At 65.1% G+C, this 21,651-nt stretch carries 17 protein-coding genes and 3 pseudogenes; 5 read left to right on the top strand and 15 right to left on the bottom strand.

Going from position 1 to position 21,651, the window contains the following annotated elements; translation table 11 throughout:
* Positions 1–9: 9 nt before the first annotated feature.
* The 4 genes from ACSKB8_RS40110 to ACSKB8_RS40125 all read right to left on the bottom strand — a co-directional run bounded on the left by ACSKB8_RS40110 (position 10) and on the right by ACSKB8_RS40125 (position 3,160).
* On the bottom strand, positions 10–1,200 hold the full coding sequence (locus tag ACSKB8_RS40110; protein WP_438110050.1) for an efflux RND transporter periplasmic adaptor subunit: 1,191 nt from the start codon (positions 1,198–1,200) through the stop codon (positions 10–12).
* 1 nt (position 1,201) lies between these two features.
* A complete protein-coding gene (locus ACSKB8_RS40115; protein WP_438110856.1) occupies positions 1,202–1,903 on the bottom strand; it encodes a TetR/AcrR family transcriptional regulator in 702 nt (233 codons plus the stop codon).
* A gap of 127 nt (positions 1,904–2,030) precedes the next feature.
* Positions 2,031–2,621, bottom strand: coding sequence for a thiamine pyrophosphate-dependent enzyme (locus ACSKB8_RS40120; RefSeq protein ID WP_438110052.1), 591 nt, complete (start codon positions 2,619–2,621; stop codon positions 2,031–2,033).
* On the bottom strand, positions 2,618–3,160 hold the full coding sequence (locus ACSKB8_RS40125) for a phosphonopyruvate decarboxylase (RefSeq protein ID WP_438110054.1): 543 nt from the start codon (positions 3,158–3,160) through the stop codon (positions 2,618–2,620). The genes ACSKB8_RS40120 and ACSKB8_RS40125 overlap by 4 nt, the downstream gene beginning before the upstream one ends.
* A gap of 106 nt (positions 3,161–3,266) precedes the next feature.
* On the opposite strand from ACSKB8_RS40125, the pseudogene ACSKB8_RS40130 reads away from it, so the two are divergent.
* Together ACSKB8_RS40130 and rocD are read left to right on the top strand one after the other, a co-directional pair.
* A pseudogene (locus ACSKB8_RS40130) lies at positions 3,267–4,500 on the top strand (cytochrome P450).
* A 228-nt stretch (positions 4,501–4,728) separates the two neighbouring features.
* On the top strand, positions 4,729–5,943 hold the full coding sequence (gene rocD, locus ACSKB8_RS40135) for an ornithine--oxo-acid transaminase (RefSeq protein WP_438110056.1): 1,215 nt from the start codon (positions 4,729–4,731) through the stop codon (positions 5,941–5,943).
* Between the two features lie 569 nt (positions 5,944–6,512).
* Here the strand turns inward: rocD and ACSKB8_RS40140 are convergent.
* A complete protein-coding gene (locus tag ACSKB8_RS40140) occupies positions 6,513–6,947 on the bottom strand; it encodes a hypothetical protein (RefSeq protein WP_438110058.1) in 435 nt (144 codons plus the stop codon).
* A 90-nt stretch (positions 6,948–7,037) separates the two neighbouring features.
* Here ACSKB8_RS40140 and ACSKB8_RS40145 point away from each other — a divergent pair, with 90 nt between their 5' ends.
* On the top strand, positions 7,038–7,940 hold the full coding sequence (locus ACSKB8_RS40145) for a Spy/CpxP family protein refolding chaperone (protein ID WP_438110059.1): 903 nt from the start codon (positions 7,038–7,040) through the stop codon (positions 7,938–7,940).
* A gap of 121 nt (positions 7,941–8,061) precedes the next feature.
* On the opposite strand, the gene ACSKB8_RS40150 is transcribed toward ACSKB8_RS40145, so the two are convergent.
* From ACSKB8_RS40150 to ACSKB8_RS40190, 9 genes and pseudogenes are all read right to left on the bottom strand, one after another.
* The gene (locus ACSKB8_RS40150) at positions 8,062–8,925 is read right to left on the bottom strand and encodes a sugar phosphate isomerase/epimerase family protein (protein WP_438110061.1); all 864 of its coding nucleotides are present in this window, start codon (positions 8,923–8,925) and stop codon (positions 8,062–8,064) included.
* Positions 8,925–10,130, bottom strand: a complete 1,206-nt coding sequence (locus ACSKB8_RS40155) for a dihydrodipicolinate synthase family protein (RefSeq protein WP_438110063.1) — start codon at positions 10,128–10,130, stop codon at positions 8,925–8,927. The genes ACSKB8_RS40150 and ACSKB8_RS40155 overlap by 1 nt, the downstream gene beginning before the upstream one ends.
* 165 nt (positions 10,131–10,295) lie before the next feature.
* Complete coding sequence (locus ACSKB8_RS40160) at positions 10,296–11,447, bottom strand: Gfo/Idh/MocA family protein (RefSeq protein ID WP_438110065.1); 1,152 nt, start codon at positions 11,445–11,447, stop codon at positions 10,296–10,298.
* A pseudogene (locus ACSKB8_RS40165) lies at positions 11,444–12,841 on the bottom strand (hypothetical protein). Before ACSKB8_RS40165 ends, ACSKB8_RS40160 begins: the two are co-directional and overlap by 4 nt.
* Before the next feature lie 205 nt (positions 12,842–13,046).
* Positions 13,047–13,877: an ABC transporter ATP-binding protein gene (locus ACSKB8_RS40170; protein ID WP_128937502.1), complete on the bottom strand. Its 831-nt coding sequence runs from the start codon at positions 13,875–13,877 to the stop codon at positions 13,047–13,049.
* A 14-nt stretch (positions 13,878–13,891) separates the two neighbouring features.
* Entirely contained in the window at positions 13,892–14,884 is a 993-nt protein-coding gene (locus tag ACSKB8_RS40175; protein ID WP_438110067.1) for an ABC transporter substrate-binding protein, read from the bottom strand.
* Between the two features lie 74 nt (positions 14,885–14,958).
* Positions 14,959–15,769 (bottom strand): annotated as a pseudogene (locus ACSKB8_RS40180) (ABC transporter permease).
* Positions 15,770–16,256: 487 nt separating this feature from the next.
* Positions 16,257–16,964: a TetR/AcrR family transcriptional regulator gene (locus tag ACSKB8_RS40185; RefSeq protein ID WP_438110069.1), complete on the bottom strand. Its 708-nt coding sequence runs from the start codon at positions 16,962–16,964 to the stop codon at positions 16,257–16,259.
* A gap of 247 nt (positions 16,965–17,211) precedes the next feature.
* On the bottom strand, positions 17,212–18,060 hold the full coding sequence (locus ACSKB8_RS40190; RefSeq protein ID WP_438110070.1) for a VOC family protein: 849 nt from the start codon (positions 18,058–18,060) through the stop codon (positions 17,212–17,214).
* 219 nt (positions 18,061–18,279) lie between these two features.
* Here ACSKB8_RS40190 and ACSKB8_RS40195 point away from each other — a divergent pair, with 219 nt between their 5' ends.
* Together ACSKB8_RS40195 and rbsK are read left to right on the top strand one after the other, a co-directional pair.
* Entirely contained in the window at positions 18,280–19,173 is an 894-nt protein-coding gene (locus ACSKB8_RS40195) for a sugar kinase (protein ID WP_438110072.1), read from the top strand.
* Positions 19,174–19,187: 14 nt separating this feature from the next.
* Complete coding sequence (gene rbsK, locus ACSKB8_RS40200; RefSeq protein ID WP_438110074.1) at positions 19,188–20,096, top strand: ribokinase; 909 nt, start codon at positions 19,188–19,190, stop codon at positions 20,094–20,096.
* Between the two features lie 168 nt (positions 20,097–20,264).
* Here rbsK and ACSKB8_RS40205 read toward each other — a convergent pair whose 3' ends face one another.
* Positions 20,265–21,485, bottom strand: coding sequence for an NAD(P)/FAD-dependent oxidoreductase (locus ACSKB8_RS40205; RefSeq protein WP_438110076.1), 1,221 nt, complete (start codon positions 21,483–21,485; stop codon positions 20,265–20,267).
* Between the last annotated feature and the right edge of the window lie 166 nt (positions 21,486–21,651).

Consider the following 21,651-nt stretch of genomic DNA (forward strand, 5'->3'; position numbering starts at 1 on the left):
ATGTATTTGTCAGTAGCGCGGCGGCTGCGCCGGGATTGCCGGGGCCGGATCGGTCGAGATCGACACCGGCGCGCCCGATTGCAGCTTGAGCTGGCCCACGGCGACGACCTTGTCGCCCGGCTTCAGGCCCTTGACGATCTCGACGCGGCCTTCGACCCGATTGCCGGTCTGCACGAAGGTGCGCACCGCGGAGAGGCTGGTCTTGCCGTCCTCTTCCTTCTTCTCGGTGATCACGAACACCGAGTCGCCGTACAGCGTGTAGTCGACCGCCGTCTCCGGCACGGTGATCACGGCCGGCTTGTCCGGCAGCACCACCGTGGTGGTCACGAACATGCCCGGCTTCAGGATCCTCTCCGGATTGGCAATCGTCGCCTGCACGCGGATGTTGCGGGTGTCGGTCGAGATTTGCGGCTCGATCGTGGTGATCTTGCCCTCGAAGGTGCGCCCCGGATAGGCGTCGACCTTCAACCGCACGGCCTGTCCAACCTTGAGGCTGCCGGAATCCTTTTCCGTCACCGTGAAGTTGGCCCACAGCTCTGACAGATCGGTCAGCGACACGATGGCGGTGCCGGCCGTCAGATATTGGCCAACCTCGACCTTGCGCATGCCGAGATCGCCGGAAAACGGCGCGCGCACCAGCTTCTGCGAGATCAGCGCCTCGGTCTTGGCGATGCCCGCCTGCGCCTGGTCGTAGGCGGCCTGCGCCTGGTCGACGGTCGCCTGCGGCCCGAACTGACGCGAGGCCAGCTGCTTGGCGCGGTCGAGCGACAGCTGAGCGACAGTCGCCTGCGCCTTGTAGTTGGCGAGATCGCCCTGCTCGGGCGTGTCGAACAGCTGCACCAGCGGCGTGCCGGCCTCGACACGCGTACCCGGCTCGAACTTGATCTCGGTGACGCGACCGTTGACGTCGGCGGAGACGTCGACCTGGTGCACGGCGGCAAGGCCGCCGACCGCGGTGAGCAGGTTCGGCACCACCTCCGACTTCGCCTCGGCGGCGCTGACGGCGACCGGCGGCGGCTTGTTGTTGGCGAAGAACTGCTTGATCATCTGGCCGCGGAAATAATTGAACCAGACGAGACCACCGACGAGCACGGCCAGAAGCATGCCGACGATGATGAACCAACGCACCGGCCTGACCGGACGCTTCGGCGCTTTGTCGATCGGTTCGCCCGAAATCTTGTGTTCGGCTACGATGTTCATGTCATGCACTTTCTGCAATTGCCGTCTTGCCGGCACCGGCCGCCTGATTGCGGCCCAGATGCGAAGCAATTGCGGCGTCGTTAAGTCCGATACCCCTCAGGAGAAATTCACAGAGCTGCCGCTCCAGATCGTTTGCCTTGCCGTAAACGAGACAGGGCGCGGCCGGCAGCCTGGTCAGCGCCGCGGTCATCACCGAATGATGCGAGAACCAGAACAGGTTGAGCGGATCGCCAGTGCACGGCCGCGCGTCCCCGGCCGCAATCGCGCGCTCGAGCGACGTGACGAAGACAGCCCCGATCAGCGTCTCGATCTTGGCATATAGCAAACGGGCGAATTCGCCATCATCCAAATGGCTCGTGGCCATCAGCCGTAGGCGCTGCGCCTCTTCCTGGTCGGGCCCGTCCGCGATCGCGAGGAAATGCTGGACCATGCCGCGGATCAGCTCGACCAGGGTAGCCGTCGACGGCTCCCGTTCGAGCAGATCCATCAGGGCCGGATCGGCCTCGCATTCGTCGCTCAGGATCTCGGCGTAGAGCGCCGCCTTGGACGGGAAATGCTTGAACAGCAGCGCCTCGGAAATGGCAGCGGCGGCCGCCACGCTCTTGGTCGTGGTGCCGTTATAGCCGTGTCGGGCAAAGCAGCGTTTCGCGGCACCGAGGATCAACTGACGCCTCAGGTCGCTCGTCATACGCAATGAGCTCATGCTAGTGAGTAAGCACTCACCCACGCAGAAGTCAAGCAATATGTTGCATCGCAACCTCTGGATTCAGTAGAAACTGGCTAGAGTACACGGCGCACGAGCAGGATGGGGGGGCCGGGCAAGGCTGGCCCTAGATCGGCTGGAAGCCCAGGTCGCCACGGATCCGGTTGACGATGTAGGTCCCATCCCGGGTCGGCAAGATCCGCTCGACGCTGGCGCTGTCGATCTTCACATTGGCAAAGCGGGGGCCCCCGGGGACGTCGTGGACGGCCTTTGCGAGGGCCTCGACCTCGGCCATGGTCGTGACGGCCCGGCTGTCCTCGATGCCGCAGGCCCTGGCGATGCCGACGAGGTCGGCGGCCGCGGAGGTGTGGCTGGTCTGACCGCCGGTCTCGCCATAGGCCTCGTTGTCGAGCACGACGATGGAGAGATTGGCCGGCTTTTGCAGGCCGATGGTGGCGAGGCTGCCCATCCCCATCAGCATCTCGCCATCGCCGGTGATGACCAGCACCGGCAGCTTTGGCTGCGCCAGTGCGAGCCCGAGCCCGATCATCGCAGCGCCACCCATGCCGCCCCAGAGATAGAAGTTGCGCGCGTGGTCGCCGGCCGCGCACATGTCGTTGGTGGAGGCACCTAAGCCGCCGATCGCAACGACGTCCTTGCGGTCCGCGAGCAGCGTGGACACCACCTGGCGGCGGTCGAGGAGATTGGCCTTGCTCATTTGGTGAAAACCTTGGCGCCGATCAGGCGCTGCGACAACAGGACGGCGGTGGGGGTGAGCGCGTTGTAGGCCTGCGCTGCAGCCGCCTCCAACACAGCCGGCACCTCGGCCGCGTTCGAGGCGCGCAGCACCTTGACGCCGGAGAGCTCGAACACGCCCTGCGTGGTCGATCCCATCGGCACCTGCCACGGATTGAACTCGCCCCACTCGCCGCGCATGGTGACGAGCGTGAGGAAGGGAAAGCGCAGGATCGGGATCAGCGACAGCATGTTGATGCAATTGCCGACGCCGCTCGACTGCATCAGCAACACGCCGCGCTGTCCGCCCGCCCAAGCGCCAGCGAGAAGTGCCACGCCCTCCTCCTCCGTCGTCAGCGCAATGCCGCGCATCGTGGAGGAGGCCAGCACGCGCTGGATCAGCTTCGAGTGACCGGCATCGGGCACGTACGGCACCTGCCGGACGTCGAAGCGCTGCAAGGTCGCGAAAATATCGTCGGGCCAATTCGGGGCCGTATCGGGAACGTCAGCGCGCGCGTGCATTTTCCTGTCCGGTCGGCTAGCAAAGACGGCGCGACTGTAGACGCATGCGTGCGTCGATCAGAACAACAAAAACGGCATATCGGCTTTAACCGGCGAGTATAACGGGATGAACGCAGATGCGAAGGAGCTGGCGGCAAGCTTCGATCTCGAGAAGCTGACGCCTGAGTTCTATGACAACCCCTATCCGACCTATCGTGCACTGCGGGAGAACGAGCCGGTCAAGCGCCTGCCGAACGGCACCGTGTTCCTGACCCGCTATGACGATCTCGTCACCACCTACAAGAACACCAAATCGTTCAGCTCGGACAAGAAGCGCGAGTTCGCGCCGAAATACGGCGACAGCCTGCTCTACGAGCACCACACCACGAGCCTCGTCTTCAACGATCCGCCCTCCCACACCCGCGTGCGCCGCCTGATCATGGGCGCGCTGTCGCCGCGCGCCATCGCCGGAATGGAGGGCGACCTCATCAAGCTGGTCGACGGGCTGCTCGACGCCATCGCTGCCAAAGGGGCTTGCGAGCTGATCGAGGACTTTGCCGCCTCCATTCCGATCGAGGTGATCGGCAATCTGCTCGACGTGCCTCACGAGGAACGCGCGCCGCTGCGCGACTGGTCGCTGGCGATCCTGGGCGCGCTTGAACCGGTGGTGACGCCCGAAGCGGCTGCGCGCGGCAACAAGGCGGTACAGGACTTCCTCGCCTATCTCGAGACGCTGGTCGCGCGCCGGCGCCAAAAGCCCGGCAATCCCGAGCGCGAACGTGCTGACGCGCCTGATCCAAGGAGAAGGGAGCGGCGAGGAGAACGGCGAGCGGCTGACCGAGAAGGAGCTGCTGCACAATTGCATCTTCCTGCTCAATGCCGGTCACGAGACCACCACCAACCTGATCGGCAACGGCCTCGTCGCGCTGCATCGGAACCCGGATCAGAAGCAGCGCCTGATCGACAACCCCGACATGATCAAGACCGCCGTGGAGGAGATGCTGCGCTACGAGAGCTCCAATCAGCTCGGCAACCGCATGACAACCGAACGGGTCGAGCTCGGCGGCGTCGTGCTCGCGGCCGGCACGTCGGTGACGCTGTGTATTGGGGCGGCCAACCGCGACCCCGCGCAGTTTCCGGACCCCGAACGCTTCGACATCGCGCGCACGCCGAACCGGCACCTCGCCTTCGCCACCGGCGCGCATCAATGCGCCGGCATGGCGCTGGCGCGGCTGGAAGGCGCGATCGCGATCTCGCGCTTCCTGGCGCGATTCCCGAATTATGCCGTGAGCGGGCAGCCGGTGCGGGGCGGACGGGTCCGGTTTCGCGGCTTTTTGAGCGTGCCCTGCACGATCGGGTGAGTCCTCCAAACAAAAATGACGAAAACAACCCCATGCACAGTAGAGCCTGGGTCGGCGAACCATGCCCTGATGCTCCGCAGAACTACCTGACATTTCAGGAAAATCAGGCAGCGGCACGCAATCGGCCGCACGAAGGCTTCCAAGGCGGCAGTCCGATCCCCAGATCAAGCTGAAGGCCGCCGGTGCAGTCGGTTGACGCCCCCGCGCGCAGCAATGGAGTGACGGCAGATGAGCGCGTCGGTCATTGATTTCATCGCAACGGAAGCACGCTTTGGGGCCCGTAATTACGAGCCGATCGGGGTCGTCCTGTCGCGCGGCGAGGGTGTCTGGGTCTGGGATACCGAAGGCAACCGTTATCTCGATTGCCTGTCGGCCTATTCGGCTGTCAGCCAGGGCCACTGCCACCCCAAGATCCTGGCGGCGATGGTCGAACAGGCACACAGGCTGACGCTCACCTCGCGCGCCTTCCACAACGACCAGCTCGCCTTGTTCTACGAGGAGATCGCGGCGCTCACCGGCTCCCACAAGGTGCTGCCGATGAACAGCGGCGCCGAGGCGGTCGAAAGCGCGATCAAGTCGGTCCGCAAATGGGGCTATGAGGTGAAGGGCGTGCCGGACGGCCAGGCCGAAATCATCGTCTGTGCCAACAATTTCCACGGACGCACGCTGGGCATCGTCGGCTTTTCAACCGACCCCGAGACGCGCACACACTTCGGTCCGTTCGCGCCTGGCTTCAGGATCATCCCGTTCGGCGACGCCGCGGCGCTGGAAGGGGCCATCACGCCAAACACCGTCGCCTTCCTGGTCGAGCCGATCCAGGGCGAAGCCGGTGTCGTCATTCCTCCAGCCGGCTATTTCACTGAGGTGCGGGAGCTCTGCACCGCCAATAACGTGATGCTGGTGCTCGACGAGATCCAGACCGGGCTCGGCCGCACCGGCAAGCTGCTCGCCGAAGAGCACGAGGGAATCGAGGCGGACGTGACGCTGCTCGGCAAGGCCTTGTCCGGCGGCTTCTATCCGGTGTCGGCCGTGCTCTCGAACAACGACGTGCTCGGCACATTGAGACCCGGGCAGCATGGCTCGACCTTTGGTGGCAACCCGCTTGCCTGCGCGGTGGCGCGCGCGGCGATCCGCGTGCTGGTCGAGGAAGGCATGATCGACAACGCGGCCAGGCAGGGCGCGCGCTTTCTGGAAGGCTTGAAGGACATTCGTGCCAACACAATCCGCGAGGTGCGCGGACGCGGCTTGATGCTGGCGGTCGAGCTGCATCCCGAGGCCGGCCGCGCACGCCGCTACTGCGAGGCGCTTCAGGCCAAGGGCATCCTTGCCAAGGATACCCACGAGCAGACGATCCGCATCGCCCCGCCGCTGGTGATCACCAGCGACCAGGTCGACTGGGCGCTGGAGCGGCTCGCCACCACCCTGACGCAGGATTTCTCTTGAGGCTGCCTGCGTCGGAAGATCGCAATGCCTGAAGCGGCCAACAACGAACAATTCCGCCAGCTGCGCGTTGAAACGTCGTGGGCGATTACGAGCTGGGAGCTACAATCATGCTTCCGCGTGGCGTTTGCCTTTCGGCTGTTTTAGTTGGTGTCTCGATCTTGTCGGCGAGCCTCAGTGCGTTCGCCCAAGGACCCGGCCAGGGACACGGAAGGGGCGGACCACCCGGTGCAGGCGCAGCGCCGGCAGCTCGGCCGGCAGCACCACCGGCCATGGCCCGTCCGGCGGCGCCGCCAGCCATGGCGCGTCCCGCCGCGCCGGCATTCCATCCCCCGGCCATGTCGCAACGACCGGCCATGCCGCAACATTCGGCGCCGCATATCGCCTCACCGCCATCGCGCCCGACCCCGCATTTCGCTGCACCGCCGTCCCGCCCGACACCACATTTCGCTGCACCTCCGTCGCGGGCGGCCCCGCACGTGGCGGCTCCGCGGCCTGAAATTCATCGGGCGCCGGCAGCAATGCAGCGTCCGGCCATGGCACCCCAGCGGACGCCGCATATCGCAGCCCCCTCACGCCCCAGCGCGCCGCCGGCCGCGAGCGAGCGGCTGTCGCGGCGGGATCAGATTGAACAGCGCGGGCAGCAGCGCCAGCAGCAGATCCAGCAGCGCCAGCAGATGGTGCAGCAGCGGCAGCGCGAGATGCTGTCGCGCCAGAGCACAGAACGGCAGAGCCGCATCGATCGCATGCAGCAGCGCGTCCAGCAACTGCAGTCGCAGAAGCCGGAAGGCCTGCGGGCGCAACGCGCGCAGGAGCGGACGCTGCAGACGCAGAACCGGCTGCTGCAGCGCGAACAGCGCTTGCAGCAAAGTGATCAGGCGCGCCTGCAGCGGTTGGGACCTGAGCCGACGACAGTTGGGCGAGCCGCCACGGCCGCCGCTGTGCAGGCCGCCGAGCGCGGGCGGTTTGCGGAGCGCTTCCGTGAGCAGGCCGCTCCGCAGACCCAAGCCGCCCTCCTCACTCGCCAGAGCGGCTGGGCTCCCCGGCAGGCCTGGCGTCACCGTCATCCCGCGGTGTTCGTGGCGTGGCTTGGGCCGGTGTTTTGGCCATACGCTTACTCCGACATTTTTGACTACACGTTCTGGTCCTATGCTTATGAGCCCGGCTATTGGGCGTACGCGTATGACGACTTCGTCGACACCGTGTTCTGGGGCGGTGACGGCCCCTATTCCGCCTTTGCCAGCACCAACCCGTATGACTATCCGCAAGCCGGCGGCGGCGGCCGCGCGCGTCCGCGCGCCAGCGTGAGCCCGCAGACGCTACAGCAATTGTGCGGCACGCCGGACAAGGGCGTCACCGCTTGGCCGCTTGCCGATATCGCGAAAGCAGTGCAGCCCACGCCGGAGCAACGCGCGCTGCTCGACGAGTTGAAGACTGCGGCGGCCGACGCTGCCGGTGTGTTCAAGGATTCCTGCGCGGAGACTTATGCCCTGACGCCGCCCGGCCGCTTGCGCGCGATGATGAACCGCATCAGCGCGACGCTGGAAGCCGTCAAGATCGTGCGACCGGCCCTGGAGAAGTTCTACAACTCGCTCAGTGACGAACAGCAGGCCCGCTTCAACGCGCTCGGCCCCAATGTCGGCGACCGCTCGTCACAGCAGCAGCAAGCCAGTGCCGAGGGCTGCGGTGATCCCAAGTCCAGCCTGACCCAGTTGCCGATCCAGAGGATCGAGGCCGTGCTTCACCCCGCAGGCAAGCAGAAGGACGCGCTCGACCGCCTCGGCGAAGCGACGGCGAAGGGCGTTCAGGACTTGCAGGCGGCCTGCCCGAACGATGTGCCGCTGACGCCGGTCGGACGGCTGGAGGCGATGCAGCGCCGGCTCGAGGCCATGCTGACGGCCGCCAAGCTGGTCGAACCTGCGCTGGACGAGTTCTACGCCACGCTGAGCAGCGAGCAGAAGGCGCGCTTCAACACGCTACAACAGGTCGCAAGCCCGTGAGGTCAGCGCGCGCGTGACCTAGAGCACTATCGGTTCTGATTGAATCAGAACCGACGCTCTAGATTTTTGTTTTGACGCGTTTTCTTCACGCGAACCGGTATCCACTTCGCTCGAAAACGCTTTACACCACCGTCTTATGCCGCGCGATGCAGGTGCGCAGTACCTCGTCCATCGGCTTGGCCCACCAGTCATTGGAGAAGATTTCGATCTCCGAATAGCCGGCAAAGCCCTGCGCTTCGACCGCTTGACGCACCGATTTGATGTCGATGACGCCGTCGCCCATCATGCCGCGGTCGTTGAGGATGTCCTTGGTCGGCACCATCCAATCGCAGACGTGGAAGGCGAGCAGGCGATCTTGGCCGGCGCGCGCGATCTGCCCCATCAGCTCCGGGTCCCACCAGATGTGATAGACGTCGAGCGCGACGCCGAGCATGCCGCTGCGGCCGGGGTCGAGCCGGTCGCAGATGTCGAGCGCCTGCTTCGTGGTGTTCACGCAGGCGCGGTCGGCTGCATAGGCCGGATGCAACGGCTCGATCGCCAGCGGCAGGTCTGCCTGTCTGGCGTAGTCGAGCATCTCGGTGAGCGCTTCCTCGACCTGCCCCCGCGCTGCAGCGATGTCCTTCGACGCCTCGCTGCCCGGCCGCGAATATTGCGGCAGGCCGCCGACGACAAGCACGATGCAGGGCGCGCCGAGCGCCTTGGCCTCGTCCACACAGCGCCGGTTGTCGTCGCGCACTTCGCTCCGGCGCGACGCATCCGAAGTGAACATACCGCCGCGGCAATAGCCCGACAGATCAAGGCCGGCATCGCGCACCGCGCGTGCGGCACGGTCGAGACCGACGGCGGCGACCTGGTCGCGCCAGGGATCGATGGCGCGAATGCCGTGACGCGCACAGGCCTCGATGATCTCGACGAGGTCACCCTGCTTGCGGACCGTCGCCGTGTTCAGCGACAGCCAGCGGTGGTCGGACGAGAAATCACGCATCAGGATTCGATCCCGTGGGTGGCGAGGACGGTCTTCATCCGCTGCGTCGCGAGTTCAGGGTTGGCGAGCAGGCCGGCCTTGTCGGCCAGACGGAACAACTCGGCCAAGTGCAGCGTGGAGCGCGTACTCTCCTGGCCGCCGACCATGGTGAAGTGGTCCTGGTGGCCGTTGAGATACGCCATGAACACCACGCCGGTCTTATAGAACCGCGTCGGCGCCTTGAAGATGTGGCGCGACAGCGGCACCGTCGGTCCAAGCACGTCGTGGAAGCCGGCGTCGTCGCCGGCCGCCAGCCGCGACAGCGCGTAGGAGGCTGCCGGCGCGATCGCATCGAAGATGCCGAGCAGCGCATGGGAAAAGCCTTGGCTATCGCCGGCGATCAGCTCCGCATAGTTGAAATCGTCGCCGGTGTACATCTTGATGCGCTTGTCGAGCCGGCGGCGCATGTCGATCTCACGCTGCTTGTCGAGCAGCGAGACCTTGACGCCGTCAACCTTGGCGGCGTTGCCGTTGATGATGGCAACCGCGGTATCCATCGCCTTGTCGAGATCCCCGGTGCCCCAATATCCCGTCAGCGCCGGATCGAACATGTCGCCGAGCCAGTGGATGATCACGGGCTCGCGGACCTGCGACAGCACACGGTCGTAGACTTTTGCGTAATCGTCGGCGTTGCGGCCGAGTTTGGCGAGCGCCCGCGACGCCATCAGGATGATGCGGCCGCCGATCTTCTCGACCGCCGAGATCTGCTCCTCATAGGCGCGGATCACGTCGTCGATGGTCTTGGCATCCTCGACCGCGAGATGGTCCGTGCCGGCTCCCGAGAACACCAGCGCGTTGCGGCGCTTGGCGGCACCGACCGAGCGCGTGATCAGCTCCAGCGAGGTCGGCCAGTCCAGCCCCATGCCGCGCTGCGCGGTATCCATCGCTTCGGCGACGCCAAGGCCGAGGTCCCAGACGTGCTCGCGGAAGGCGATGGTCTTGTCCCAGTCGACAGCGACCGAAAGCCAGGGATCATTGTCCGCGAAGGGATCGGCCACCGTATGCACGGCCGAGAAGGCGATGCGGTTCAGCGGCCCTTCGAGCTTCGCCGGAAAGGTGCGTGAAGCCGCGAGCCGGTAGGTCTCGATCGAGCGATCGGCCTTCGGCAGTTTTAGCGACAATGACGACATTGAAGGGACAGGCTTGGGCTGTACGGGCTTGTTCATGACTTCGAACCTCTCCTCGTCATTGCGAGCGAAGCGAAGCAATCCAGGATGCCTCCGCGGCAACAGTCTGGATTGCTTCGTCGCCAGCGCAAAATTGCTTCGCAATTTTGTCGCGGGCTCCTCGCAATGACGGCTTAGTAGACATCGGGGCTTATCCAATAGACGTCAGGCCTTGATCGGGGCGACGTCGATCCAGCGCCGCTCCTTCCAGCTCTTCAGCGCGCATTCGGCGAGCTGCACGCCCTTGGCGCCTTCGAGCAGCGTGAACTTGTAGGGCGCATCCTCATAGACGTGCCGGATGAACATCTCCCACTGCTCCTTGAAACCGTTGTCGTAGGAGACGTTGTCGGGCATCTTCTGCCAGTCGCCGTAAAAATCGTGCAGCCGCTTCTCGTCGGGATTCCACACCGGACGGGGCGTCGCCTGCCGCGCCTGGATCATGCAGTCGGAGAGCCCTGCGACCGCCGAGCCCAGCGTGCCGTCGACCTGGAAGGTGACGAGGTCGTCGCGATAGACCCGCGTTACCCAGGACATGTTGATGTGAGCGATGACACCGCCCTTGAGCTGGAACGTCGCGTAAGCCGAGTCGTCCGCGGTCGCCTTGTACTTCTTGCCCTGCTCGTCGTAGCGCTCGGGGATGTCGGTGTTGCCGATGCAGCTCACGCTCTCGACTTCTCCGAACAGGTTGTCGAGCACGTAGCGCCAGTGGCAGACCATGTCCAAAATGATGCCGCCGCCGTCCTCGTCGCGGTAGTTCCAGGACGGCCGCTGCGCCTCCTGCCAGCCGCCTTCGAACACCCAATAGCCGAACTCGCCGCGCACCGAGAGGATGCGGCCGAAGAAGCCGGAGTCGCGCAGGAAGGCGATCTTCTTCAGGCCGGGCAGGAACAGCTTGTCCTGCACCGTGCCGTGCTTGACGCTCTTGGCATTGGCGAGCTTCACGACCTCGACAGCCTCCTCGAAATTCGTCGCGATCGGCTTCTCGCAATAGACGTGCTTGCCGGCATTGATGGCCTGGGTCAGGAGGCCGGGGCGGGCCTGCGTGGTCGCGGCATCGAAGAACATGGTGTCGTTCTTGTCGGCAAGCGCGGCATCCAGATCAGTGGTCCAGCGCGTGATGTTGTAGCGCTTGGCGAGGGCCTCGATCTTCTCGGCGCTGCGCCCGACCAGGATGGGATCTGGCATCACGCGGTCGCCGTTCTTCAGGCGGACGCCGCCCTGGTCGCGGATCGCGACGATCGAGCGGATCAGATGCTGGTTGAGCCCCATGCGGCCGGTGATGCCGTTCATGATGAGGCCGAGGCGCTGGGTGGTCATGGCAATTGCTCCTGAAGTGATTTTGGCTGTTCGAGCGGGCGGAGCGCCGACCAATCCGGATGGACCGAGGTGGCGAAGCCCGCAGCATGAAGCGATTCCGTCAAGAGATCGCCGTCGTGGATGGAGAGGCGAATACCTTGCCCGGCATCGGCATAGAGATCGGGATGCGCGGCCGCGAAGGCCGCCGCTTCGGCAGCCGGCGTCTCGCCAAAACCGTCGACATAGTGATGGCCGTTGCGCTCCGCGTGGGTGACGCCAACCAGGGCACCGAGCGCGAGGTCCTGCTGCACGGCAAGCCCGGCCTGACAGGTCAAATCCTCGCCGGTCACGAAGAAGGTCTCGCCTTCCGCGCTCCATTTCGCCGCGCGCGTGGCATTGACGATGGACTTGTAGAGGCCCTTGCAGGATTTCGATGAGATGCCGCGATAGCCGAGCGCCCGCGCTGCCGGGAAGGCGTCATAGGAATCATCCGCTTCGTCGATGATGAAGCCACGTGTGGCCAGCGAGCCCAGCGGCGACTGCCTTGTGATGTCGCGCGGCATCGGCTGCTCGACATAGAGCAGGCGCGTGGCGATCGGCCGCAACGCTGCATCATGATCGAGCCGAGCCATCAGCGCCTGCAACGCGGCGAGATCGGCGTATTGCTCGTTGGCGTCGAGCGTCACCTTGTAATCCTGTCCCAGCCTATCGAGCTCCTTGCCGATCTGCGCCAGCCGCGCCGCATCGGCCGCGGGATTGCCCGACAGCTTGAGCTTGAAATAGCGAGCACCGGCGTTCTCGCGTGGATCGGCAACACCGCCCTCGCCTTCCACCGCATCATCGAGGCCGACGGTGTGCCTGATGGCAACACGCTCCAGCCGCGTCCGGCCGGAGAGAACGTCCTGATGTCCCTTTCGCTCAGGTCAGGCGAAAGCCGCGCATCGATGCCGGCAATGTTGCCGGCCATCCCATCGAAAAAGCTGGTCTCGGCGGCGCGGAGCAGCGCATCGAGGATCGCCTTGTCGATCTCGGCTGGACCGTAAGCCGCTGCAAGCGCCGGAATGTTCTTCTTCGCACAGGTCGCAACCTGGGCGCCGATGCACGCGGCATGCAGATCGAACGCCGTCAGATATCCAGTCCGCGCCAGGTAAAGACCGCGTGCGATCTGGAGCGAGCGGCGTAGGCCGTCGACCGTCTGCGCCGGCGACAGCTCCGGCCGCTTGTCGAACCACTTTCGGCACCAGCAGCTCGGCACTGGCGCCGACCGCAACGCCCCTGCCCTCGACCTCGATCTCGACGCGCACGAACAGCTGGGGCGTCACGTTGATGGTAATCGCGCCAAAGCGGAACGGCCGCGCGAAATGTACGGGACGTTCGAAGAAGGCGATGTCTCGCAGCTTCAGGCGCGGCGCCATGGTGCTACTTGGCTCCGGAGGTGTGGCCGCAGGCGCGGTGCACCTCTCCCGCTTGCGGGAGAGGTCGGCGCGCAGCGTCGGGTGAGGGTTCTCTCCTCTTTGGGGTTTCCCACTGCGGAGACACCCTCTCCCCAACCCTTCCCCGCAGGCGGGGGAGGGAGCGCACCGTCGCCGCGGTTACAGCCCGAACTCAATCGCATTGCCCTTAGTCCAATGCACCTTGCGAGAAGAAATGCTTGCGGATGCGCTGCACGAGCTCGGTGAAGACAGGGTCAGCCATCACGTCGAGCGAGCGCGGGCGCGGCAGCGGCACGTCGTAGATCGCGGCGACCGCACCGGGGCGCTCGGTCATGACCAGCACGCGGTCGGCGAGGAACACGGCCTCCGGAATCGAATGCGTGATCAGCAGCACCGTCTTCTTCGTCTCGCGCTGGATCCGCATCAGCTCGACGTTCATGCGTTCGCGCGTCAGCGCATCGAGTGCGCCGAACGGCTCATCCATCAGCATGATCTTGGGATCGTGCACCAGCGCGCGGCAGATCGAGGCGCGCTGCTGCATGCCGCCGGAGAGCTGCCAAGGCAGCTTCTTCTCGAAGCCTTCGAGCCCGACCAGCTTCAGCAGCGACTTGGCGCGATCGAGATATTGCTGCCGCGGCAGCCGCTTCATGTCGATCGGCAGCATCACGTTGTTGAGGATGTTGCGCCAGGGCAGCAGCAACGCGTTCTGGAACACGATGCCGACATTGCCATGCGGCTTCGTCACCTTCTCGCCCTCGACCAGGACCTCGCCCGTGGTCGGCGGCAGCAATCCCGAGATCAGCTTGAGCAGCGTGGACTTGCCGCAGCCGCTTGGGCCGACCACGACGAAGAACTCGCCGTCATTGATGTGGAAGTCGAGCGGCCGCAGCGACGGCACATCGCCGTCGCGCGTCCGGTAGGTCTTGGACACGCCGGACAGTTTGATGCCCGACGCATCGCCGGCAGCCCGGTCGCTCACCAGTCTCAGATGCGCGGCCGGCTGGACGGTTTCGCTCATTACTGTCGCAGATTTCACGAGCCACTCTTCGGCAGATAGTCGTTGGTGTAGAACGCCTTCGGGTTCTCCTTGGCCTTGGCGTCGAGGCCGCCATATTCGACCAGCAGATTGACGGTCTCGGTCATGTTCTGATCGGTGACCTGGAACGGCCGCTTGCTCTTGGTCTCCGCGGCCCGGTAGAGCGGGATGGTCAGCTCAAAACCCTGGGTCAGCGTATCGATCTTGCCGCCCTTCGGGTTGGCATCGAGGATCGACTGCGCCGCGGCCTTCGGCTCCTTCTCGGCCGCTTCGACCGCCTTGGTCGTCGCCGACATGAAGCGGCGGACCAGATCGGCATTGGCCTTCACATAGTCGGTGTTGGCGATGATGCCTGACGAAACCATGTTGATGCCGTAGTCGGCGAACTTGATCGGATAGACGTCCTTGCCGGTGGCGTCCTTGATCTTCATCGACTGGTCCATGACGTAGCCGAGCAGGAGATCAGCCTGGCCATTGATGACGGCGTTGAGCTTGGTCTGGCCGTCTCCGGCGACTGTTTTGAAGTCGCTCTCCTTCAAGCCGGTCTTCTTCAGGAACAGCGGCCAGATCTGGGTCATGGAATTGGCTGGCGTGATCGCTACCGTCTTGCCCTTGATGTCCTCGGGCTTCTTGATGTTCTTGTCGATGAAGCCCATGGCGGACATCGGGCTGGTCTGGAGCAGCACGCCGGTCGCAACCACAGGCGCGCCCTTGATCGCGGCACGCATCATGGTGGGAACGTCGACATAGCCGAAATCCGCAGTCTTAGCGGCGACGGCCTGCGTGGTCGCAGCCGAGCCGCGGCCTTCCTGGATCTCGAGGTCGATGCCCTCGGCTGCGTAAATGCCCTTGGCCTTGCCGTAATAGAACGGCGCGTGCTCGCCATAGACGTACCAGTTCAGCATCAGCACGACCTTGTCGGCCGCCTGCGCCGGCATCGCCGCAAACACCATCAGCGCCGCCGAGACGACTCCTATCCACCGCTTCATTGCCACTCTCCCTTGCCCTTATTGCGTCGACCGTTGGCGGCCGCTCGTTGCTTCACTTCAGAACCTGAAAATACTTAAGAGGCGAAAATCACGTCTTCGCGCTGGCTGACATGCCAGGGGATGATCAGCTTCTCGATGCGGTCCACGACCCAGAACAGGACCACGCCGAGCAGCGCCAGGATCACGAGGGCCGCGAACATCGTCGGCAGATCGAAGGTGCCGATCGAGCGCTGCATGACATAGCCGATGCCGGAATTGGAGCCGACGAACTCGCCGACGACGGCGCCGACCACGGCAAGGGTCACCGAGACTTTGAGACCGGAGAAGATCGCGGGCAGCGCATGCGGCAGGTTCACCGCTCGGAACACCTGGAAGCGGCTGCCCTGCATGGCGCGGGCGAGATCGACCATATCAGGATCGACCGACTTGAAGCCCTGCACGGCAGACACCACCACCGGGAAGAAGCCGAGCAGGAAGGCCGAGATCACTTTCGGGATGATGCCGAAGCCGAACCACACCACGAACAGCGGTGCGATCGCGATCTTCGGCACGGACTGCGAGAACACCAACAGCGGATAGACATAGCTCTCCACCGTCTTCGACCCCGCGATCAGCATCGCGACGGGAATGCCGAACAACGCCGACAGCAGGAAGCCGCACACGGTCGCATAAGTGGTCGGCCACGACTGGCGCAGCAGTTCCGGCCATTCAGTGCGCAGCACGGCGACGACATCGGCCGGCGACGGAATCTGGTAGGCGGGAAATCTTGAACAGCCGGATCGCGAGATCCCAGGCAACCACGATGAAGACCAGGAACAAAAACGGCCGAACCCAGGCCGCATTCAGCATCTTGGACACCGCACTCTGCGGCTTCAACTCAGCCACGTCTCACTCCCGGCATTCTTCTTCGTTGCGGAGAGAAATTAACCCGTTGGATAAATACTGTCCAGCCCTTTCCCTGTGACGTTTTGCGGCGGGTTCCGGGCGTTTGGGATCATGCAGCTCGCCAAACCAACAGTGTCGTCCCGGCCTAGTGCGCAATTGCGCACGGGGGCCGGGACCCATAGCCACAGGGGGAAATTTGGCGAAAGCTGGTCCTTCGGGATTGGCACTAAACACAGCCGAGAGTTCACGCGGTATGGGTCCCGGCCTTCGCCGGGACGACGATGAGGAGGCACATTCGCGCCGCACTCTCGGTGTCATTCCCGGGAAAGCGGGGAATCCAGTACGCCGCGGCTTATCGATTCAATCTCAACCGCCTCTGGAATACTGGATTGCCCGCCCCAGTGCGCAACAGCGCACAAGGCGGGCAATGACGGCGGAGATTGAGGAAACAGCGGGCGCGACGTCGACCAGCGCGCGAACCGCAGCGCTAAATCGTCTGCACCACGCTCGCGCGCGACTTCGGCGCCTTGGCGAGCTCGAACAGCGCGGCGGACTGCCCCGTCAGGGCGGCGAGCACGAGGCCGACCATGTGCGCGAGGCGCTCGTCCTTGGCGTCCTTGGCGAGCAGATCGCGGCCGAAGATCACGCTGAGCGTCGCCGAGTTGGAGAGGTAGAAGAAGCAGAGCCCCGCGATCGAGATGTAGAGCTGCACCGGATCGACCGCGACCTGGAAGTCGCCGCTGTCGACGCCGCGGCGCACCACGGTGCGGATCATCTCGACGAAGGGCGAGTGCATCGACTTGACCTTGGTCGAGCGCTTCAGGTGCTTTGCACGCGCGAGGTTCTCGGTCTGCAGCAGCGACAGGAATTCTGGATTGCGCAGGAAGTAATTCCAGGTGAACTCGATCAGGCGGCGGATCGCCTCGGGCGGATCGAGATGTTCGAGGTCGAGCCCCCGCTCCTCGCTGCGGATCTTGTCGTAGGCGCCTTCGAGCACGGTGAGATAGAGCTCGTCCTTGTTGCCGACGTGGTAGTACAGCATGCGCTTGTTGGCGCCGGCCTTGGCGGCGATGCGGTCGACGCGCGCGCCGGCGAGGCCATGGGCGGAGAATTCCTGCTTGGCGGCTTCGAGAATGCGCAGCCGCATCCCCTCGGGGTCGCGCTGCCATTTCAGAGTTCGTTTCGCCTTCGCCAAACCGGTTGCTCGCTGGGTGCTGAAGGTATGCATGTAACACGCGGGCGGCCCGCCGCATAGTTTCGTCATTGCGAGTGAAGAGCGACGGCGAAAGCGAAGCAGGCCAGCTTCGTAGGGTGGGCAAAGGCGCGTTTGCGCCGTGCCCACGTCTTCTCATCAAGTCACCAAAACGTGGGCACGCTTCGCTTTGCCCACCCTACGGAAGTCTTCGTCGCATCCGCACAATGACGACGGAAAGATCGCCGCCCTACTCCACCGGCTTCGGCGAACGCTCCAGCAGCACGGTCTGGATGCCGCAGGTGCCGTTCCGCACCGTCATCACTCTCGTGCCCGGCTTGCGGCCGTTGCGGACCTCGGAGACGTCGAGGCCGCCAGCGATCAGGCGGGCGCGGGTGGCGTCGATGTCGGCGACGCGCCAGCTCAGGCCCCAGAGCCGGTCATGCGCGGGATCGCCGCCCGCCACCGGGCGGCGCACCACCTCGACGATGAGATCGCCGCAGCGGAAGAACATCAGCTGGCCCCAATCCTGGTGGGAGCGGTCGAGCGCCAGATCGAGCCCGAGCCGCGCGCCATAGAGCGCGGCGGCGCGCTCGGAATCCTCCGTCGTGATCACGACGTGATCGAGCGCGTCGATCGGTGCGATGTCGGTCGCAACCGACTTGGGACGCTCGTCGGCGAGCTCTAGGAAGAACATGCGCACGCCGCGCGTGAGCTCCGTGGCGGCACGCGTGCGCTTCCAGTGCAGCACCGCATCGGATGCGGCATCGCTGCTTTCGACCTCCGCGACCGGATCCGGCCTCAACGCCACCCGCTCCAGCCGGCGGCGCATCTTGCCCATGTCTGCGACACGAAAGCACAGGCTGGCGAGCATGCCCTCCTGGTCATCGAGCAGCGCGCGCATGCGGTCGGCGCTGACGCTGAAGCCGCTCGGCGCCATCAATTCGATCGTCATGTTGTCGAGGGTGAACAGCACCCGGTCAGCGCCCTCGCCGGAATTCTGCCAGGCCGGCGCGCGTCCCAAGAGCGTCTGATAGGCCGCCTTGGCCGCACCGATATCTCTGACCAGAGCGACGACATGATCGAGGCCGGTGATCATCTTCCCCCTTTTTGACCGCCCCTTGTCGACCCGGAACCAAGGGCCGAAAAACGGCGTTTGTCCGGGCTTGGCATTTCCCTGTCATGGTCGTATTCCCCCACCATGCTGACCTCAAGCGCTTCGGGCGGCAGTCTTGCGAATATTTTCAGCGATCCCTCGGCGGAACCGGTGTTAGAGTAGGCGTGCCGGCCGGGACCACAAGCGCATCACGGACAAGCAATGCAGGCTCTCTTCATCGGACAGACCTATATCGACGTCGTCTTCATCACCGACCACATGCCGACCGGCGACGAGAAGCACGTGGCTTCGGACTACGCGGTTTCCTTCGGCGGCAACGCGGTGACGGCGGCGTTCTGCTGCGCCAAGCTCGGCATCGTGCCCGACCTCATCGCCACCGCCGCCAATGACTGGCTGGGGCGGATGTTCCAGGACATGTGTGCAAAATACGCGATCTCGCTGCATGCGCGGAAGGTGAAGCAATCTTCGCTCTCCTTCATCATGCCGAAGGACGGCAAGCGTGCCATCGTCCGTTGCCGCGACGACGAGCACATTCATCCGTTCCCGATGCTCAATCTCGGCGGCTGCCGCGCGCTGCACGTCGACGGCCACCAGCCGGATGCGGCGATCCACTATGCCAAGGTCTGCCGCGAGGCCGGCATTTTGACCTCGCTCGACGGCGGCGGCCTGCGCACCAACACTCACGAGCTGCTGGAATATATCGACGTCGCCATCGTCGCCGAGCGGCTGTGCGAGCAGATGGATCTGACGCCGGAGAAAATGCTCGATTACCTCAAGAGCCGCGGCTGCAAGATCGGCGGCGTCACCATGGGCGAGAAGGGCCTGCTCTGGTACGACGAGACCGGGACGGTGCAGGTGATGCCGGCGATGCCGATCCCGCGCGAGCGCGTGATCGACACCAACGGCGCCGGCGACGTCTTTCACGGCGCCTATGTCTATTCCTACCTCGCCCATCCCGGCAAAAGCTGGCGCGAGCATTTTGATTTTGCCCGCGCCGCATCGACTTACAAGATCCAGCGCCTCGGCAACGAGGCCGGCCTGCCGACGCTCGTCGACATCGCCAAGGTCAGGCACGAATTCGAGGTCAGGGTCTAGCGGAAGGGTGTGTCATGGGGCGCGTGTTCGTCGCCGGCAGCATCAACATGGATGTGGTGGCGACGGCCGATCGCCATCCCAAGGTCGGCGAGACCGTCGCCGGCCGCCAGGTGCTGTATTTCCCGGGCGGCAAGGGCGCGAACCAGGCGGTGGCGGCGTCGCGGCTCGGCGCCAGGACCACGCTGATCGGGCGGCTGGGGAAGGACTCCTTCGGAGCTGAGCTTAAGGTTTTCCTGCGCAGTCAGGGGATCGATCTCGGCTATCTCCAGGAGGCGACTGACGCGCACACCGGCACGGCCATCATCACGGTGGCGGAGGCCGACAACACCATCGTCGTCATCCCCGGCGCCAACGCGTTGGTCGACGCCGATGACGTCAGCGTCGTGCCGCTGCTGGAGGGCGACGTCGCGGTCAGCCAGTTCGAAATTCCGCTGCCGGCGATTGCCGCGTTCTTCCAGCGCGCACGCGCCGCCGGAGCCACGACGCTGCTCAACCCGGCGCCGGCGCAAAGCATGCCCGGCGAGCTGCTCGCGCTGGTCGACATCCTCGTGCTGAACGAGACCGAGCTCGGCTTCCTCGCCGGCACCGAGCTCTCCGACGGCGACGAGGCCGCGCGGATCATCGAGGTGGCACGGCAGCTTCAGGCGCGGCCGGATCAGACCATCTGCGTCACGCTCGGCAGGCGCGGCGTGCTCGCGCTGGCAGGGCGCGAGGAGATTTCGGTGCCGGGGCGCGCGGTGCAGGCGGTCGACACCACCGGCGCCGGCGACTGCTTCGTCGGCGCGCTCGCGGCGCGCCTCGCCGATGGCACGGCCTTGCACGACGCGCTCACCTTTGCCAACGCCGCCGCTTCGATCAGCGTGCAGCGCATGGGCGCCGGGCCGTCGATGCCGACGGCAAAGGAAGTGGCTGCGGTCTTGTAAGACGGAGCGCTTTCTTCACCTCGCCCCGCTTGCGGGGAGAGGTCGGATTGCATGGAAGATGCAATCCGGGTGAGGGGGAATCTCCGCGAGCCCCGGCTATCACCGTCCCCGCGGAAAGTCCCCCTCACCCCGACCCTCTCCCCGCAAGCGGGGCGAGGGAGAAGAGACTCAAGCCAGCGCGCTCTTTAGGTCAAAGCTCTCGTCGGCGGCCTGCTCCGGCGTGATCGAGCGATCCATCGCCTGCAAGCGGCGGCCGAACATGTGGTCGCCGGCGCGGTTGATCGATTCGATGCCGAGCAGCTTGTCGCCGTGGTAGCAGAACGCCGAGAACGCCTTCTTGGCGGGATCGCCGCGCAGCACGACGCGGTCGTAGCCGGTGGTGAGGCCCGCAATCTGGAGCTTGTCCTCGCCCTGGTCGCTCCAGAACCAGGGATGGCCGTCATAGGGCGTTCGGTCGCCGGTCAACCGCGCCGCGAGGCAGCGGGCGTGATCGGTGGCGTTTTGCACCGATTCCAGCCGCAGCGAGCCGCCGAAGCGCGGGCTTGCGAACAGCGCGCAATCACCGATCGCGGAGATATTGGGATCAGCCGTCACAAGATATTCGTCGACGATGATGCCGGCGGCAACCGGCAGCCCCGCTTCCGCGGCAAGCTCGATGTTCGGCAGCACGCCGACGCCGACCACGACGAGATCGGCGGGCAGATGCCGTCCGTCGCTCAAGGAGACGCCGGTGACCTTGCCGCCCTCCGCCTCGATGCTGGTTGCCTGCACACCGAGGTGAATGCGGATGCCGGCCTCGCGATGCCGCGCCTGAAAATACTCCGAGACCTCCGCCGTCACCGCGCGCGCCATGACGCGCGGGGCGAGCTCGAGCACGTCGACCTCGAGGCCCTTGATCCGCGCGGTGGCGGCGAATTCGAGGCCGATGAAGCCGGCGCCGATCACCACGACGCGCGTCTTCGAAGGGATGATCTGGCGCAGCGCCTCGCTCTCGTCGAGGATGCGCAAGTATTTCACGTCGGGCAGATTGGCGTTGGGCAGGTCGAGCAGGCGGTTGCGCGCGCCCGTGGCCAGCACGAGGTGGCCGTAAGGCAGTGTCTCGCCCGAGGCGAGATGCAGCTTGCGGCCGGCGCGGTCGATCGACACCGCGCGGCCAGCGATCAGCTCGATGGTCTGGTCGTGGTAAAACTTCTCGGGGCGGAACATCAGGCTCTCCGGCCCGGCCGAGCCCTTGATGTAGGCCTTGGACAGCGGCGGCCGCTGATACGGCAGATGCGCCTCGTCATTGATCAGGCAGATGCGCTGCGAAAAGCCCGCCTGGCGCAGGGATGCCGCAACCTGGTAGCCGCCATGGCCGGCACCGACAATGATCACCGGACCATCCGTCATTGCAACAGCCCACTTCCGGAGACACGAGCGTGACCCATGTCGTCTCCTCTCTCGCTGATTTTGATTTGCTGGCCTTACGAGGAGCCGGCGCTCGTGTCCGTCCCTTGGCGAAGGCGGGCCCATTTGAGCCTATCGTTCCGCCCAGCGCAAGAGCGGCGGACGGGGA

This window comes from Bradyrhizobium sp. BR 1432 (assembly GCF_051547705.1).
GTDB lineage: Bacteria > Pseudomonadota > Alphaproteobacteria > Rhizobiales > Xanthobacteraceae > Bradyrhizobium > Bradyrhizobium zhanjiangense.

Excerpts from the sequence above, each read along its gene's own strand:
- ACSKB8_RS40115 (WP_438110856.1), bottom strand. The coding sequence starts at position 1,903 with ATGAGCTCATTGCGTATGACGAGCGACCTGAGGCGTCAGTTGATCCTC.
- ACSKB8_RS40150 (WP_438110061.1), bottom strand. The coding sequence starts at position 8,925 with ATGCGTGATTTCTCGTCCGACCACCGCTGGCTGTCGCTGAACACGGCG.
- ACSKB8_RS40110 (WP_438110050.1), bottom strand. The coding sequence starts at position 1,200 with ATGAACATCGTAGCCGAACACAAGATTTCGGGCGAACCGATCGACAAA.
- ACSKB8_RS40170 (WP_128937502.1), bottom strand. The coding sequence starts at position 13,877 with ATGAGCGAAACCGTCCAGCCGGCCGCGCATCTGAGACTGGTGAGCGAC.
- ACSKB8_RS40195 (WP_438110072.1), top strand. The coding sequence starts at position 18,280 with ATGCAGGCTCTCTTCATCGGACAGACCTATATCGACGTCGTCTTCATC.
- ACSKB8_RS40175 (WP_438110067.1), bottom strand. The coding sequence starts at position 14,884 with ATGAAGCGGTGGATAGGAGTCGTCTCGGCGGCGCTGATGGTGTTTGCG.
- ACSKB8_RS40205 (WP_438110076.1), bottom strand. The coding sequence starts at position 21,485 with ATGACGGATGGTCCGGTGATCATTGTCGGTGCCGGCCATGGCGGCTAC.
- ACSKB8_RS40160 (WP_438110065.1), bottom strand. The coding sequence starts at position 11,447 with ATGACCACCCAGCGCCTCGGCCTCATCATGAACGGCATCACCGGCCGC.
- ACSKB8_RS40120 (WP_438110052.1), bottom strand. The coding sequence starts at position 2,621 with ATGAGCAAGGCCAATCTCCTCGACCGCCGCCAGGTGGTGTCCACGCTG.
- rbsK (WP_438110074.1), top strand. The coding sequence starts at position 19,188 with ATGGGGCGCGTGTTCGTCGCCGGCAGCATCAACATGGATGTGGTGGCG.
- rocD (WP_438110056.1), top strand. The coding sequence starts at position 4,729 with ATGAGCGCGTCGGTCATTGATTTCATCGCAACGGAAGCACGCTTTGGG.
- ACSKB8_RS40155 (WP_438110063.1), bottom strand. The coding sequence starts at position 10,130 with ATGAACAAGCCCGTACAGCCCAAGCCTGTCCCTTCAATGTCGTCATTG.
- ACSKB8_RS40190 (WP_438110070.1), bottom strand. The coding sequence starts at position 18,060 with ATGATCACCGGCCTCGATCATGTCGTCGCTCTGGTCAGAGATATCGGT.
- ACSKB8_RS40125 (WP_438110054.1), bottom strand. The coding sequence starts at position 3,160 with ATGCACGCGCGCGCTGACGTTCCCGATACGGCCCCGAATTGGCCCGAC.